Annotated in this window: 9 protein-coding genes; 2 read left to right on the forward strand and 7 right to left on the reverse strand. The window is 66.8% G+C overall.

Annotated elements, in window-relative coordinates:
* Both CHB97_RS08795 and CHB97_RS08800 read right to left on the reverse strand, forming a co-directional pair.
* Entirely contained in the window at nt 1-939 is a 939-nt protein-coding gene (locus CHB97_RS08795; protein ID WP_089287588.1) for a hypothetical protein, read from the reverse strand.
* Nucleotides 940-964: 25 nt separating this feature from the next.
* Nucleotides 965-2,218: a hypothetical protein gene (locus CHB97_RS08800; protein WP_089287589.1), complete on the reverse strand. Its 1,254-nt coding sequence runs from the start codon at nt 2,216-2,218 to the stop codon at nt 965-967.
* A 94-nt stretch (nt 2,219-2,312) separates the two neighbouring features.
* Here CHB97_RS08800 and CHB97_RS08805 point away from each other — a divergent pair, with 94 nt between their 5' ends.
* Entirely contained in the window at nt 2,313-3,455 is a 1,143-nt protein-coding gene (locus CHB97_RS08805; protein ID WP_143270798.1) for a succinylglutamate desuccinylase/aspartoacylase family protein, read from the forward strand.
* Nucleotides 3,456-3,725: 270 nt separating this feature from the next.
* Here CHB97_RS08805 and purF read toward each other — a convergent pair whose 3' ends face one another.
* The 4 genes from purF to CHB97_RS08825 form a co-directional block, all read right to left on the reverse strand.
* Nucleotides 3,726-5,186: an amidophosphoribosyltransferase gene (gene purF, locus CHB97_RS08810; RefSeq protein WP_089287752.1), complete on the reverse strand. Its 1,461-nt coding sequence runs from the start codon at nt 5,184-5,186 to the stop codon at nt 3,726-3,728.
* A gap of 67 nt (nt 5,187-5,253) precedes the next feature.
* Nucleotides 5,254-5,961, reverse strand: a complete 708-nt coding sequence (locus tag CHB97_RS08815) for a CvpA family protein (RefSeq protein ID WP_089287591.1) — start codon at nt 5,959-5,961, stop codon at nt 5,254-5,256.
* A 15-nt stretch (nt 5,962-5,976) separates the two neighbouring features.
* Nucleotides 5,977-7,380, reverse strand: a complete 1,404-nt coding sequence (gene radA, locus CHB97_RS08820; RefSeq protein ID WP_089287592.1) for a DNA repair protein RadA — start codon at nt 7,378-7,380, stop codon at nt 5,977-5,979.
* Nucleotides 7,381-7,451: 71 nt separating this feature from the next.
* The gene (locus CHB97_RS08825) at nt 7,452-8,924 is read right to left on the reverse strand and encodes a hypothetical protein (protein ID WP_089287593.1); all 1,473 of its coding nucleotides are present in this window, start codon (nt 8,922-8,924) and stop codon (nt 7,452-7,454) included.
* Nucleotides 8,925-9,136: 212 nt separating this feature from the next.
* Between CHB97_RS08825 and CHB97_RS08830 the strand changes: the two genes are divergently transcribed.
* Nucleotides 9,137-13,984 carry an alpha-2-macroglobulin gene (locus tag CHB97_RS08830; RefSeq protein WP_143270801.1) on the forward strand — a complete coding sequence of 1,616 codons (4,848 nt, stop codon included), beginning with the start codon at nt 9,137-9,139 and terminating at the stop codon, nt 13,982-13,984.
* Nucleotides 13,985-14,065: 81 nt separating this feature from the next.
* Here CHB97_RS08830 and CHB97_RS08835 read toward each other — a convergent pair whose 3' ends face one another.
* Entirely contained in the window at nt 14,066-15,340 is a 1,275-nt protein-coding gene (locus CHB97_RS08835; protein WP_160105704.1) for a histidine-type phosphatase, read from the reverse strand.
* Nucleotides 15,341-15,364: the final 24 nt, after the last annotated feature.

Raw genomic sequence — 15,364 nt, forward strand, 5'->3', positions numbered from 1 at the left:
CTACCCCCGCCGCCAGCCATGATAGGCACCAATGCCGAACAGGGCGAGGAACAGCCCGCCCACCGCCCCGGCCGGAACCAGCAGAATGGGGTTGGGCCAGTCGGCGAGGCTGAGGGAAGATGGCGCCTCCAGCGCATCGGCGGCATAGGGCAGCCCGACATCCAGCATCAGCAGCAGCCGTTCCTGTTCCCCCAGCAGGGCGGACAGCGCCCGATAATTCTCCATATTGGAGAGACCTTCAAGGCGGCGGCCGACATGGCCCATTTCCGCCTTCACCCGGCGCACCGCCTCTTCCCGCAAATGCGCCTCTGTCGCCGCATGTAGCCGGGTCAGCAGCAGCATGGCGAAATCCCGCTTCTCATGACGGTAGACCAGCCGGCGCAGCGGCCCGCCTGAAACGGATTCAATGGCAAGCTGGCGTTTAAGATGGCGGGCAAGATCGGCTGCATCCGGCGGCGCCCATGTCTGATGGCCGGCCAGCCAGCGCAAACCCCGCCCAAACCGGGCGATCAGCCCGGTCGGCGGGCGCCACTGCCCCGCCTCCTCATCCCAGGCGGTGCGGAAAATCTCCCGCATGATCGCCGGATCGCCCACCAGCTTCTCCGCCACCGGCACCGACGTCAGCAAGGCCAGATAGCGGGCGAAATCCGACACCAGCTCATCCGCCGTGCCCTGCTCCGCAATGTTCCGGCCGGCGGCCGGGGTGAGCGCGGGGGTGCGGGGGCCCATGGCGGCCGGCCCGCTGCGCCCAGTGGGCCCCACCACCATGGTGGTGGTGAATTGCGGCGGCACCACATGCAGCGCCAGGGACATCAGCGCGGCACCGGAAAGGGTGGCCAGCAGCAGCCAGCGCCACGCCCGCCCCAACGCCAGCAGCAATGGCGCCAGCCCAGGGGCTGAAACGGAAAAGTCGATTGGGGCGGCGATACTGTCCGGCACGGCGGCTGACTACTCTTTTCATCACCTATACCAAGAGAGTGTATGTCATTTTCTCCCTTGTAAAGGGTGATTCTGGCATAGACACGACCAGAGAGAGGATGAGGCTGAAGCAGATATATTTAAAACTTGTATGCAGAAAACAGCCGATCAGCAGAGGGGGGGCCGCCGCCAGGAACAGCATGGGCAGCACGATCGCCTGCCGCGCTACATGTCCCGCAAGAGTGCCAACGTAAAGCGCCATCCCCACCAGCCCCAGCAGCCCAACCTTCAACAGAAAATAGCTGAGCGCGCTATGGGTGTAGGAGACACGCCAGTAGCCGACAGCCGGATTGGCGACCAACGCCCCCCAACCATCACCGACCAGGAAGGCCAGCGGATCGCGCCCCACCTGATCCAGCACCGCCAGCACCTCCCCCACCCGGTTGTTGAGGCCGACCGACTCGGTCTTGGCCGCCACCAGCCCAGCCACACCGACCAGCGGCACCCCGGCCGCGACCACCAGCACCACCAGCCCGCCGCCCAGCAACAGGGCAAACAGCGGGCGGCGGGCCAGCACCCGCCACAGGCCCAGCAGGATGGCCAGCAGCGACAGGCCCAGTGCGGCGCGGTGAATGGTGGCCGCCAGCGCCAGCAGACAGGCCAGCCCGCCCAGCCCGTAAAGCAGCGGCAGGCTCAGCCGCCAAAGCCGCGCCGCGTCACCGCCCGGCCGTGACACGGCCCGCAGGCAGAGCCAGACACCGGCGAAGGGGACCAGGGCGCTGTTCAGCAGATACTCCTTACCCTCCCCTAACGACGTGCTGCCCAGCGCCGACAGGGCCATCCCCGCCCCCACCCACCAGCGCAGGGCCAGCGCGCAGCCGGCCCAACCGGCGCAATCCACCATCCGGGTGAACTGCGCCGGGGAGAGGCGGGACAGGCCCGGCGCCAGCAGCACGGGCAGCGACAAAAACAGGAAGGGCAGGACATCCCGCACCATGTCGGTGATGCCCCAGCCATTCCACAGGCCCCGAATCATCCCCAGCCAGAGCAGGGCCATCAGCACCAGCGAAGCCATGCGAAAGGCCAGTCCAGGGCCGGGTCGGCGGCTGAACAGGGAGAGGCCGCTGGCCAGCAGCAGCGGCCCGCGCCAGCCGATAAACAGGATCAGCCCGGCAAAGATCAACATTTCCTGCAAGCGCAGGCCGGGCGGGGCCGGGGCGCTGGCCGCGCCATAGAGCAGGATGGCCGCCGCCAGCGCCCCCGCACGCCATCCACCCACTGCCTTCAAGCCGATATCCATGTCTGACATGCAACCAAAACAAACCATGCCATGAAGCTGCCGGACTGCAAAGGTGAATGGACAATCGGCCGGGCTTGAGGCCAAATCCGGGACCATGACACACGCCATCGACACCATCACCCTGCCGCATGGTCGCCCCGGCACCAGCCGCACGGTCCGCATCCACCGTTTCGGCCAACCGGGCGCGCGGCCCAAGGCCTATATCCAGGCGGGGCTCCATGCCGGCGAACTGCCGGGAATGCTGGTGGCGCAGCTGCTGGTGCAGCAGCTGGCCGAACTGGATGCCGTCGGCGCTGTAACGGGGGAAATTGTGCTGGTGCCCATGGCCAACCCAATCGGGCTGGACCAGATGCTGCTGGGTACGCATCTGGGCCGATTCGATCTGGCTGCCGGGGTAAATTTCAATCGCAGCTTCGCCGATCTGTGGGAACCAGTGGCCCAGGCCCTGCGTGATGGCCGCATCGGCCCGCTGGGGCCGGATGCTGAAAGCAACCGGCGGCTGATCCAACAGGCCCTGGCCGATGCCGCCCAAGCCCTGACCCCACGAACGGAGGCCGACGCCCTGCGCCGCCTGCTGCTGCTGAACGCGGTCGATGCCGATCTGATGCTCGATCTGCATTGCGACAGCGAAGCGGCCATGCATCTCTATACCACCCCGGCCTGCTGGCCCGATTTTGCCGATCTGGCCGCCCGGCTGGGCTGTCTGGCCGCCCTGCTGGCGGAAAGTTCGGGTGGGGAGCCGTTTGACGAGGCCTGTTCCACCCCCTGGGACCGGCTGCGCGCCCTGTTCGACACACCGGAAACCCCCATCCCCGTCGGCTGCCACGCCACCACGGTGGAATTGCGCGGTGAAAGCGATGTGGATGATGGGCTGGCCGCACATGATTCCGTCGCCATCATGGGCCATCTGGCCTGGCGCGGGGTGCTGAACCTGCCCGCATCGGCGATGGAGCCGGACCTTGCCCTTGCCACCCCGCTGGCCGCCGTGGACCGGGTGCGCGCACCGGTGGGGGGCGTGGCGCTTTATCATGTGGCGCTGGGGGATCAGGTGACAGCCGGCCAGCATGTGGCCACGGTGATGGACCCGGCCACGGGTGAACGCCATCTCTGCCATGCCGACACCGATGGCCCCGTCTGGTCCCGCCGGCAATGCCGCTATGTCGGGCCGGGGGATATTCTGCTTTCCATCGCCGGGCGGGAGGTACTGGTTACAGAAGGCAATCTGCTGACGGCATGAAGAAGGTGCCGATCATGGCACCCGTGATGAGGGTCGACAATCCACGTTCCCCTGATCCCCACCTTTGGTGCGGATCAGGGCTCAGCCCCGCTCAGCATCCGCAAAGATGTGGATAAGGCCGGCGGATCACCCCGCCGGCCTTTATTCATCCCAGGCGCCGCAACCGTTCAGCCAATTGGCTGAACGTTCAGTCCTGGCGGGAAGAGGTCTCTATACCAGGCCGACAGCAGCAGAACCGACAAAGCCAGCAAGCTGCGCAGCCTCATCCTTTTACCCCGCCTTGCGGCCACCCGGCAGATAGGAGACCTCGGCCCCACGGCCTGGATCGAAATCCGTCAGCGGGATCGGGTATTCGCCGGTGAAGCAGGCGTCGCAATATTGCGGCAGGTCGCCATCACGCTTGGCATGGTCCAGCGATTTATAAAGCCCGTCCAGGCTGATGAAGGCCAGGCTGTCAGCCTTGATGTAATCGCGCATTTCTTCCACCGACATGCGGTGGGCCAGCAGCTTTTCCTTTTCCGGCGTGTCGATGCCGTAGAAGCAGCTATGGCTGGTCGGCGGGCTGGAAATGCGCATATGCACTTCCTTGGCGCCGGCATCGCGCATCATTTCCACGATTTTCAGCGAAGTGGTGCCGCGCACGATGCTGTCATCCACCAGCACGATGCGCTTGCCCTGGATGAAATGCCGGTTGGCATTATGCTTCAGCTTCACGCCCAGGCGGCGGATCTTGTCCGTCGGCTGAATGAAGGTGCGGCCGACATAATGGTTGCGGATGATACCCAGATCGAAGGGCACGCCGCTCTGTTCGGCATAACCCAAAGCCGCCGGCACGCCCGAATCCGGCACCGGAATGATCAGGTCGGCATCAACATGGCTTTCAATGGCCAGCTGCGCGCCGATCTTCTTGCGCACGCCATACACGGAATGGCCTTCCATGTAGCTGTCTGGGCGGGCGAAATAGATATATTCGAAAATGCAGAACTTGGACGGCACCTGCTGGAAGGGACGCAGGCTCTGCACCCCGTCCTTGTCCAGCACCACCATTTCACCCGGATCAATGTCGCGGACATAATCGGCCCCGATAATGTCCAGCGCCACGGTTTCCGAGGCCAGCACATGCACATCGCCCAGGCGGCCCAGCACCAGCGGGCGTACGCCGTGCGGGTCGCGCACGCCAATCACGATATCCTTGGCCATGCAGACCAGGGAATAGGCGCCCTCGATCTGGCGCAGCGCCTCCACCAGCCGGTCGATGACATTGCCGCCACGGGCAGTCGCCATCAGATGGATGATGGTTTCAGTGTCAGAGGTGGACTGGAACAGGCAGCCCCGGCGCACCAGCTGGCGGCGCAGCTGCATGGCATTGGTCAGGTTACCATTATGGGCCAGCGCGAAGCCGCCAAACTCAAACTCCGCAAACAGCGGCTGCACATTGCGCAAGGACCGTTCGCCGGTGGTGGCATAACGGACATGGCCGATGGCCTGCGAACCGGTCAGGTTGCGCATGACCGTTTCGCTGCCGAAAATGTCACCCACCTGCCCCAGCGCCCGATGGTGCGGGAAATCCTGCCCGTCAAAGCTGACGATGCCCGCCGCTTCCTGGCCGCGATGCTGCAGGGCGTGCAGGCCCAGCGCCACCAGTGCCGCCGCATCCTGCGGACCGAACACACCGAAGACGCCGCATTCCTCACGCAGCTTGTCATCGTCGAAGGGATGGGTCGTAAGCATGGGCGGATAGCCTTTCACGCTGAAGCCGAAGGTCGGTGGCAACGAAGACAAAAGCGGCGGCGCATCCCTAACGGGATGTGCCACCGGGCGGTGGTTCCTGATCGGTATTCTTGATCAACTGGTCGAGACGTCCGAGCGCCTCGCCGTTATAGCCGTTATCGCCGGTGGGCGCAGCCGCGTTCCCTGCAGAGGCGGGTAGCGGATTGGCAAGGCGTTCCAGGGTGCGCCTGGCCTCCTCCGCCTCCTGCACGCGCAGGCGTGCGCGCTCCGCCTCCCGCTGGGCGGGGGTCAGATCGGCGTTGGGCAGCAGATCGCGCAGCATGTCGGCCCCGACCGCCAGGAAAGGGCGGGACTTGGCATCACGCAGCCAGACCGGCTGATCGGGCCAGAGCCAGAGGGCGAACATATAGACCAGACTGACCAGCACCGCGCCGCGCACGGCACCGAAGGCAAAGCCCAGCGACCGGTCGATGGCCGACAGGCTGCTTTCCTGCACCCGGCCGGAAACCGCATGGGTAACCATGGAAAACAGAATCAGCGACAGGGTGAAGATGGCCAGGATGGTGACGCCGTCGGCCAGATACTGGGTATCGATACGCTGACGGACAAAGGGGGTGAGGATGGGGAAGAAATAGATGGTGGCAAACGCCGCCCCCACCCAGGCCGCCACCGACAGCACCTCGCGCACGAAACCGCGTGCAAACGCCATCAGGGCGGAAACGCCCAGCACGGCGACAACAGCGATATCGACGGGGTTCAACCCGCTGGCATCCATCCACTTCCCCTAAAATCAATCCCGCCCGCGCGGCGGGCGCGGCGGCGCATCAGCCTGGAACAAGGGCATCAGGTCGGACAGGTGATCCAGTTCCACCCGGCGCAACCCATCCGCTGCCGCTCCCGCACCACCGCGCGACCGGCGCGGTTGGGGCATGATGGCGCGGTTGAAGCCCAGCTTGGTGGCCTCTTTCAAACGCTGATCGGTCTGGCTGACGGCACGGATTTCGCCGGACAGGCCGATTTCCCCGAACACCACGGCATCGGCCGGCACCGGTTCGCCTGTCAGACTGCTGACCAGGGCCGCCGCCACCGCCAGATCGGCCGCCGGCTCGCTGATTTTCAGCCCGCCCGCGACGCTGAGATAGACATCATTGGCACCGATGGCCACACCGCAGCGTGCCTCCAGCACCGCCAGCACCATGGCCAGCCGGGAACTGTCCCAGCCCACCACGGCCCGGCGCGGCGTGCCCAGGGGGGATGGCGCCACCAGGGCCTGCACCTCCACCAGCACCGGCCGCGTGCCTTCCAGCCCCGCGAACACCGCTGTTCCCGTTATATCGCGGCGGCGGTCGGCCAGAAACAGCTCTGAAGGATTGGGCACTTCGACCAGCCCATCCTCGCTCATTTCAAACACGCCGATTTCATCGGTGGGGCCGAAGCGATTCTTCACCGCGCGCAGGATGCGGAACTGGTGCCCCCGTTCCCCTTCGAAATAGAGGACAGTATCGACCATATGTTCCAGCACGCGGGGGCCGGCGATCTGGCCATCCTTGGTGACATGGCCGACGATCAGCAGGGTGATGCCCCGCTTCTTGGCCACGCGGATCAGTTCCGACGCGCAGGCGCGCACCTGGGCCACGGTGCCCGGCGCGCTGTCCAGCGTGTCAATATACATGGTCTGGATCGAATCGATCACCGCCACCTGGGGGCCGTCGGCCGCCTCCAGGCTGGCCACGATATCGCGGACATTGTTGGCGGCGGCCAGCGCCACCGGGGCATTGACCAGCCCCAGCCGGGCGGCGCGCATCCGCACCTGATCCACCGCCTCTTCGCCGGAAATATAGGCGCAGCGGGTTTCCTGGGCCAGGCAGCAGGTGACCTGCAGCAGCAGGGTGGATTTGCCGATACCGGGATCACCGCCGACCAGCAGGGCCGAGCCATTGACCAGCCCGCCGCCGCAGACCCGGTCAAATTCCTGGATCTGCGTCATGCGGCGTGGCGCATCCTTGGACACGCCGGACAGGGCGACGAACTCAATCTTGCGGCCCTGGCCCTTGCCCAGCCCCTTGGGCACGGACTCGCTGGCCTGTTCCTCAACAAGCGTGTTCCATTCCCCACAGGCGTCACACTTGCCCGACCATTTCGGGTAAGCGGCCCCGCAATTCTGGCAGACATATCGGCTGGTGGTGCGGGCCAAGGTTTTCTCAAAGGCTCCCGGGTGGAACGGCGCCCCGTATATAGCCGCTTCGTCCCCCCTTTCGCAGCCCCTCATAACACATTTGCAACATGCGCGCGGCGGGGGATGCGGTCCGGGTTGCCGGGCAACCGGCGTTCCCACCAAGCCACGGCTGCCATGATCACCACCAGGGTGGCCAGCCAGATCATCCGGCTTTGATAGCGGTCGTGCGGGTTGGACAGGGCGCCATTGATGAAGGCATTGCCCAGCAGGGACAGGGCCACGAACAGGGCAAGGGCTGCCAGGTCATGCCGCCCCTGCCGCAGTCCCCAGCCCACCACCAGCAGCAAACCGATCATCGACAGATAGCCGGCCGGCACATGGACCCGGTTCAGGGCGGTGAACAGGGTCGGGCTGATCTCCTCCCGCTGCTGGCGGGCGGCATTGAATTCCAGATCCTGCTGGGTCGGCAACATGCGGTCGAACACCCGCCGCGTCATATAATGCCATTCCGTCAGCCCATCCCCGCTGCCGATGGTCAGCAACTGTTCCCCGGTGGCTTGCAGCGCCGTGGTCAGAAAGGTGCCGGGATAGGCCAGGATGGTGGCCTTGACCAGGGCTGCCAGCTCCGGCTCCGCCCCTTTCCAGCCGCCAATATCGTTCAGCGGGCTGTCCTCGTGCCAGAGGAAGGCATTGGCATCCGTGGGCATCCGGCTTTGCAGGGCGCAGAGCTTATAGGGGGCGGGGCTGCCATCCTTGGGGCAATGGTCGGCCAGATAACGCTGGGCCAGCCCATCCTGCACCAGCCGGCCATAAAGAAAAAAGGAACCGCCCGGCGTATAGCCGGCATGGCCCACCAAGGCCAGATGCGTCAGCGGCATCAAAATCAGGCTGGCGGCAACGATGGCAAAGGGCGGCAACACACGCGGCTGGATCTTCCAGCCCAGCCGGGGCGCCAGCAGCCGGGCGGCAGCGGTGGCCGTCACCAGCCCGATGGCCAGCGCCATCCCGCTCATATGCGACAGCAGGGAGAACAGGGCGATCAGCGCCACACCGGCGCGCTCCCGCACGGACAATGTGTAGCCCTTGAAGCCCAGCAGCCAGAGGCTGAGCACCAGCAGCGGCATCCAGATATCTGGCATCAACTGGCTGCTGTACCAGGCGATCCCGGTCAGGGCTGACAGCAGCAGCGCCATGGCCCCGGCCCGCGCCTGCGGCGGCCAGCCGGCGGGGCCGATGGCATGGGCCCGCAGGCAGAGATGGATCAGCCATAAGGTGGCGGCGCATTGCACCAGCACCGGTCCCCAGAAACTGAGCCAGCCGGCGGAGCTGGCATAAAGGAACAGGCCGTAAAAGACGGAACGCCCCGCCTCCAGGCTGCCATCCAGCACCCGGCGGATATAGCCGCCCGTATCGAAGAAGACGATGGCGAAACCATTCCACACTGCCGGCCCCGCCAGCGCGATGAGGCCCAGCCAGAGCGTTAGGCGTGGCCAGTCAATGCCCACCCGGCGTGCCGGGCGGCTGTCATCATCATCCAGCGTGGAAGCGGGGGGCGGCGTCATGTTCATCCGATATTTTTGGTTAATTATGGCCCATGCGGGTGATTAGGAACGGCAAAGGCGGCAAGTTCAAGGCCGCATCGCAACGGTGTTGTTGCAAAGCGACTGAAAACAGCGTCCTGTTGGCCCCGGCCGTGCCATATTGCGGGCCTATGTGTTGCAACCCATCTGATTGCCTTCCCATTTCCACCCGCCGCCATAACAGCCCCCGCCCGATGATGCCGCGACTTCCCGCCGCCCTGCTGCTTGTCTCTGGTCTGGCCCTGGCCACCGCCGTCTCCGCACAGGAGGCCGCGCGCCCCCCGGCGGATGCACCGCCGCCGCCGCCAGCCGCCCCCCCGCCCAAACCGTCGGCCGTACCGGCGGCAGAACGGCCGTTTGAGCTGTCGGGCGTGGATGTGGCTTCTGAACGCGACAAGCCGCAGGTTTGTTTCAACTTCACCCGCTCGCTGCCCCGGCCGCGCAAGGGGCTGGATCTGGCGCGCTTCGTCACCGTGGCCCCGGCTGACCCGGTGACGGTGACGGCGCGCGACCGTGATCTCTGCCTGGAAGGGCTGAACCATGGCCAGCGCTATACCATCACCATCAAGGCCGACCTGCCCAGCGCCAATGGCAAGGAAAAGCTGGCCGGGGCGATCACGCGTGAGGTGCAGGTGGCCGACCGCAAGGCGGTGCTGGCCTTCCGGGGCCAGGGCTATCTGCTGCCCCGCGTGGGGGCGGAGGGGCTGCCGCTGCGCGGCGTGAATATCGACCGCGCGCGGGTGTCCGTGCTGCGCGTCAATGACCGCGCGCTGGTGGAGCAGATTTATTACGGCCGCATCAACCAGACCATGACCGATTTTGAGGTCGGCGACATTCTGGACCAGAAGGGTCAGGTGGTATGGAAGGGTGAAATGGCCATGGGCGGCCAGCGCAACCGCGCCGTCCAGACGCCGTTCCCCATTGATGCCGTGTTGGGCAAGCTGGCGCCGGGCGTCTATGTGGCGGTGGCGGAAAATGCTGCCCTGCCCATGGTGGCCTGGGACCAACGGGCCACCCAATGGTTCGTCGTCTCCGATGTCGGGCTGACCAGTTTCAAGGCGGCCAACGGGCTGTATGTCTTCGCCCGCTCCCTGGCCGGTGCCAAGCCGCTGGCGGGGGTGGAGTTGCGGCTGGTGGCCCGCAACAAGCAGGAACTGGGGCGCGTCACCACCGGCCCCGATGGGCTGGCCCAGTTCAGCCCGCAACAGGTGGACGGCAAGGATGATGCGGCCCCGCAGGCACTGTTCGCCGCCAGCCCGGATGGCGGCTTCTCCCTGCTGGATTTCGGGACGCCCGCCGTGGAACTGGCCGGGCGCGGTGATGGTGGCCGGCTCAATCCCGGTGCCCTGGATGCCTATCTGGTCAGCGACCGGGGCGCCTATCGCCCTGGCGACGCGCTCTATCTGATCGGGCTGGTGCGCGACGCCGATGGCCGCGCGGCGGCCGGGCAGAAGCTGACCGTGAAGCTGTTCCGCCCCGATGGGCTGGAGGTGGAGCGCCGGGTTGCCGATGATCAAGGCGCTGGCGGGCATCTGCTGCGAATCGAACTGCCGGCCAATGCCCCGGCGGGCCGCTGGACCGCCACCGCCCATGCGGACGCCAATGGCCCCGCCATTGGCCGCATCCAGTTCAATGTCGGGGAGGTGGCGCCGGTCCGGCTGGAATTCGATCTGGCAGCCGACCGGCCCCGCATCGGTGCGGATGGCAAGCTGACCCTGTCGGTGGATGGCCGTTATCTAGCGGGCGGCCCCGCCGCCCGCCTGCAGGGCGAATTGACGGTGCTGCTGCGCCCGGCCGACCGGCCTTATCCCGGGCTGGAGGGGTACCGCTTCGGCCTGGCACAGAAGCCGCTGGCCCCGGAAAAGCGCACCCTGCCGGGCTTCACCACCGGCCCGGACGGGCAGGCCCGCGTGGCGGTGGATCTGGGCAAGCTGCCCGAAACCAGCCGCCCGCTGGAGGCGGTGCTGCGCGCCACGCTGCATGATGTGGGCGGCCGCCCGGTCGACCGTGACATGGTGCTGCCGGTTGATCATCAGGCCTTCGCCCTGGGGCTGAAGCCCAATTTCGGCGGCGATGCCGTGCCGGAGGGGGCGACGGTCGCCGTCAATGTCGTCGCCGTCGCCCCGGACGGGCAGGCACAGACCCGCAAGGGCCTGTCCTGGGAACTGTTCGAAGAAGAATATGATTATGACTGGTACGCCGCCGACGGGCGCTGGGAATATCGCACCACGGTGCGCGACAAGCGCCTGACCGGCGGTACCGTCGATGTCGCCAGCGACAAGCCCGGCCTGATCGAAGAACAGGTGCGCGCCGGCCGCTACCGGCTGGAAGTGTTCGATCCGGCCACCGGCATTGCCAGCTCCCTGCGCTTCTCCGCCGGCTGGTGGGTCAGCGCCAAGGTGGGCGAAACGCCGGACGCGGTGGAGGTGGCGGTGATGCAGCCGCTGCACAAGCCGGGGGAAACGGCCCGCGTCTTCGTGAAGCCGCCCTATGCCGGCACCGTCACCGTGGCCCTGGCGGATCGCGCCGTGCGGCAGGTGATGGTGAAGGAAATCGGCACCGAGGGGGCCTTCCTGGATATTCCGCTGCCAGCCGATGTGACGGCGGGGGCCTATGTGCTGGCCACCGCCTTCGCCCCCGCCGATCCGGCCAGCCGTACCCCGCCGCGCCGCGCGCTGGGCATGGGCTGGGTAGCGGCCGATCCGGCCGACCGCACCTTGAAGGTGGAGATGGCGCCGCCCGCCGGCGTGCATCCGCGCGGGCCTGTCAGCATTCCCGTCACCATCACCGGGGCCGAACCCGGTGCCACGGTGCGGCTGGCGGTAACAGCGGTGGATGAAGGGATTGCCCGGCTAGGCGACCGGCCGGCGCTGGACCCGGTGGGCTGGTTCTTCGGCAAGCGTCGCCTGTCAGTGGAACTGCGCGATGTTTATGGTCGGCTGGTCGGCCCGGCGGAAACACCGGTAGCCGCTGCCCCGCCGGCCGCCCCTGTGGCCCCGGCCGATGCCGGCCGCACGCCGCCGCGCGTACCAGCCGCCGCACCGGCGCTGCGCAATGGCCCGGTAACGGCGCTGCATTCCGGCATCGTGCAGGTGGGGGCCGATGGCAAGGCCATGGTCACCCTGACCCTGCCCGACACGCAGACGCGGCTGGCCCTGACGGCACTGGCCTGGAGCGATGGCAAGGTCGGCACCGGCCATGCCGCGATGGATGTGCGCGACCCGGTGGTGGCCGATGCCGTGCTGCCGGCCTTTGTGGCACCGGGTGACAAGGCGCAGGTCAACTTCAGCCTGGATAATCTCGCCGGCCCCAACGGCACCTATACGCTGACGCTGGGCACGGAAGGGCCAGTGAAGCTGGAAGGCAAGACCGAACAGGTCTTCAAGGGACTGCGCAAGGGGGCCAAGGTGACGGCCACCCGTACTGTTCTGGCCGGCGATCCCGGCTATGGCGTGCTGGTGCTGACGGTGAAGGGGCCGGACGGTTACAGCCTGACCCGCCGCCTGCCGGTGAATATCCGCCCCGCCCATCCGCTGACGGTGGTGGAGACGCGGGGCCGCATCGCCCCCGGTGCCCAGGTGGCGCTGACCGCGCCCAAGACCGATGGCGCGGTGGCTGGCAATGCCACCCGCGTGGCCATGCTGGGCAGCCGGCCGCTGTTGGATGCGGCGGCCAGCCTGCTGGCGCTGGACAGCCAGCCCTTTGGCTCGGCCGACCAGCTGGCCGCCCGCCTGCTGCCCCTGGCCGGTTCTAATGAATGGGCCAAGGCCGCCGGCCTGCCGGCGGATGACAAGCTGAAGGCCAAGGCCGACGATCTGGTGGAACGGCTGGTCAGCCACCAGCGGGCCGATGGCGCCTTCTCGCTCTGGTCGCATGACGGGGTGGGCGATGTCTGGCTGACCGCCTTTGCCCTGGATGTGCTGACCCGGTCGCGCGAAGCCGGCTATGCCGTGCCCGACGATGCCTATCGCCGGGGCATGGATTATCTGGTCCGCTCCATCGGCAACAGCTGGATCGAGGATGCGGAACTGCCGGCGCGGGCCTATGCGCTCTATACGGCAGCGCGGGCCAAGGCGATTGACACCAAGCCGCTGCGCTTCTTCCAGGAAACCTTCTATGCCCGCACGCCGACCCGGCTGGCACGGGCCCAGGTGGCGGCCGCCTATGCGGCCCTGGGCGATGGGGAGCGCGCGGCAGGCATCTTCGCCCGGCTGGATGAACCGTTGCCGGTGGCTGTCGGCATCCATGATTTCGGCAGCACCCTGCGCGACCGCGCCGCCGTGCTGGCCCTGCTGATCGGGGCCAATGCCGATGGCGCACTGATTGATGCCGAACTGGCAGCATTGGAACCGCTGCTGCGCGATGCCGCCCATACCTCCACCCAGGAACATGCCTGGCTGCTGCTGGCGGCAGAGGCGGTAGCTGGGCGCGGCGGGCCACTGAACCTGGTGATCAACGGGCAGGCGGTGACGGGTGACCGGCCGGTGATCCGCCCGCTGGCTGGCGGGGAAACCAAGCTGACCGTGCGCAATAATGGTGATCGCCCGGTCAACAGCCTGACCGCCACCGCCGCGATCCTGGCCAAGGCCGACAAGGAAGTGGCCGAAGGTCTGTCGCTGACCCGGCAGATCATGGACACCAAGGGCAAGCCGGCCAATCTCTCCCGCATCCGCAATGGCGACCTGCTGGTGGTGGTGCTGGAAGGCAAGGCCGACCGGCCCATCACCACGCCGCTGCTGCTGACCGACCCGCTGCCCGGCGGGCTGGTGGTGGAAAATGTCCGGCTGGCCGGCAGCGCGCAGCTGGGCGACCTGTCCTGGCTGGGTGAACTGTCGGATGCGGCGCGGGTGGAGTTCCGCGATGACCGTTTCATCGCCGCCCTGGACGGGATGCCGGAAAGCGGCAGCTTCCGGCTGGTCTATCTGGCCCGCGCGCTGACCCCCGGCAGCTTCACCCTGCCGGCCGCCCGGCTGGATGATCTGGTGGATGGCAGCCGCTTCGCCCGCACCGCGTCGGGCAGCCTGACGGTGCTGGCCAAGTAAAAAAACCGCCCCGATCCAGCCGGGTCGGGGCGGTTTCATCGGCACGCCGGGTAGCGGATTGAAACCCGGAGATTATCCGCCTTAAGGCTGGTCGGCGGCTTTGATCTTCCCCTCCACCAGGGCGAAGAAATCTGCCGCCGTGCAGATTGTCCGGTCGGCACCCTTGGCACAGCCGGGCAGCGCCATATAGGTGACAACCGCGGGTTCCGCCTTCAGGTCCAGGGGCCGCAGTTCCCGCAGCTGATCCATGGTCTGGGCGCGATAGAAGGCGCGGATGTGACGCTGCCCCGCCTGATCGCGCAGCAGTTCAAAGCCGATGCCGCCGCCCGGCGGGGTATCGTCCGCCGGATAGCTGTCAATCCGCCAATGCAGGTCCAGCATCCCGGCGATATCGGCGATATTGGTATCGTGCCCGGCCATCAGGAACAGCTTGGCCGGGCCCGCCTTCAAGGCATTGACGATCTGGCCCATGATCGGGGCCGCCGCCCGGTCGGCAATATAGGGGGGGCGGTTTTCATATTTGAACTTCACGGGGTGAAAACGCAGCATTGCCTCAATATCGTCGCGGCTGATGCGTCCCCACCCCACCTCTGCCATCGGCTTGCCTTCCAGATATTCCAGCAGGAAGGTCTGACTGGTGGTGGAGGCCAGTGCAAAGGCGCCGCCGGCATCGGGCCGCCCCTCTTCCTCATCCGTTTCCAGCTTGGTGGGCAGGTCGGTGATCTTGCAACCGTCGGGCAGCTTCTTCTTGGCGCACCATTTCGGGCTCTGTGTCCCCAGGGCGCGCTGCAGGATCGCAAATTCCGCCTTATACTGCGCCATCTCCGCCTGCAATCCCCCCGCCGGCAGCCCCTCGGCGGCGGCGGCTGTCGCCTTGGCGGGGTCCAGCTTGGCGCCACCATGGGCCAGCGGGTGGAAGACGCTGTCTTCCTCTTCCCGCTGCGGATGGCTGACATCAACAGCACAACCCGGCGCGAAACCATCCAGCAGGCTTTTTGCCGTGCGAATGGCCCGTTCCTTGGCGCTGGCCTGAGCCACCAGCTGACCAGGGGCGGGACAGCCCTCGGCCGGGAACAGGCCACGGGCGGCATAGAATTGCCGATCAAAGCGGCCCAGGAGCGTAACGCCCTTGGCCCCCCGTTCGGTCAGATTCCCGTAAGGGACGGACCAGGCGGGCCAGGGCTGGTCGGCCAGCCCCTCTGCCGGTTCCTTGGTCGGCGGCCGGACCCCATGGCGCATGAATATCGCCACCTTTTCCAGCACCATCCCCCGCGGCTGCGTCGGCAGCTCTGCTGCGCCGGCCGTCATGGTGGCCAACAGGCCGGTGGTCAGCAGCAATCCAATGATCTTGCGCATGATCATGCCCCATCGCAAAGGCCC

The sequence above is a fragment of the Azospirillum sp. RU38E genome (assembly GCF_900188385.1).
GTDB lineage: Bacteria > Pseudomonadota > Alphaproteobacteria > Azospirillales > Azospirillaceae > Niveispirillum.

Bases quoted from the DNA above. Each gene is read 5' to 3' on its own strand.
- CHB97_RS08800 (WP_089287589.1), bottom strand. From the start codon at position 2,218: ATGGATATCGGCTTGAAGGCAGTGGGTGGATGGCGTGCGGGGGCGCTG.
- CHB97_RS08805 (WP_143270798.1), top strand. From the start codon at position 2,313: ATGACACACGCCATCGACACCATCACCCTGCCGCATGGTCGCCCCGGC.
- purF (WP_089287752.1), bottom strand. From the start codon at position 5,186: ATGCTTACGACCCATCCCTTCGACGATGACAAGCTGCGTGAGGAATGC.
- CHB97_RS08815 (WP_089287591.1), bottom strand. From the start codon at position 5,961: ATGGATGCCAGCGGGTTGAACCCCGTCGATATCGCTGTTGTCGCCGTG.
- CHB97_RS08825 (WP_089287593.1), bottom strand. From the start codon at position 8,924: ATGACGCCGCCCCCCGCTTCCACGCTGGATGATGATGACAGCCGCCCG.
- CHB97_RS08830 (WP_143270801.1), top strand. From the start codon at position 9,137: ATGATGCCGCGACTTCCCGCCGCCCTGCTGCTTGTCTCTGGTCTGGCC.
- CHB97_RS08835 (WP_160105704.1), bottom strand. From the start codon at position 15,340: ATGCGCAAGATCATTGGATTGCTGCTGACCACCGGCCTGTTGGCCACC.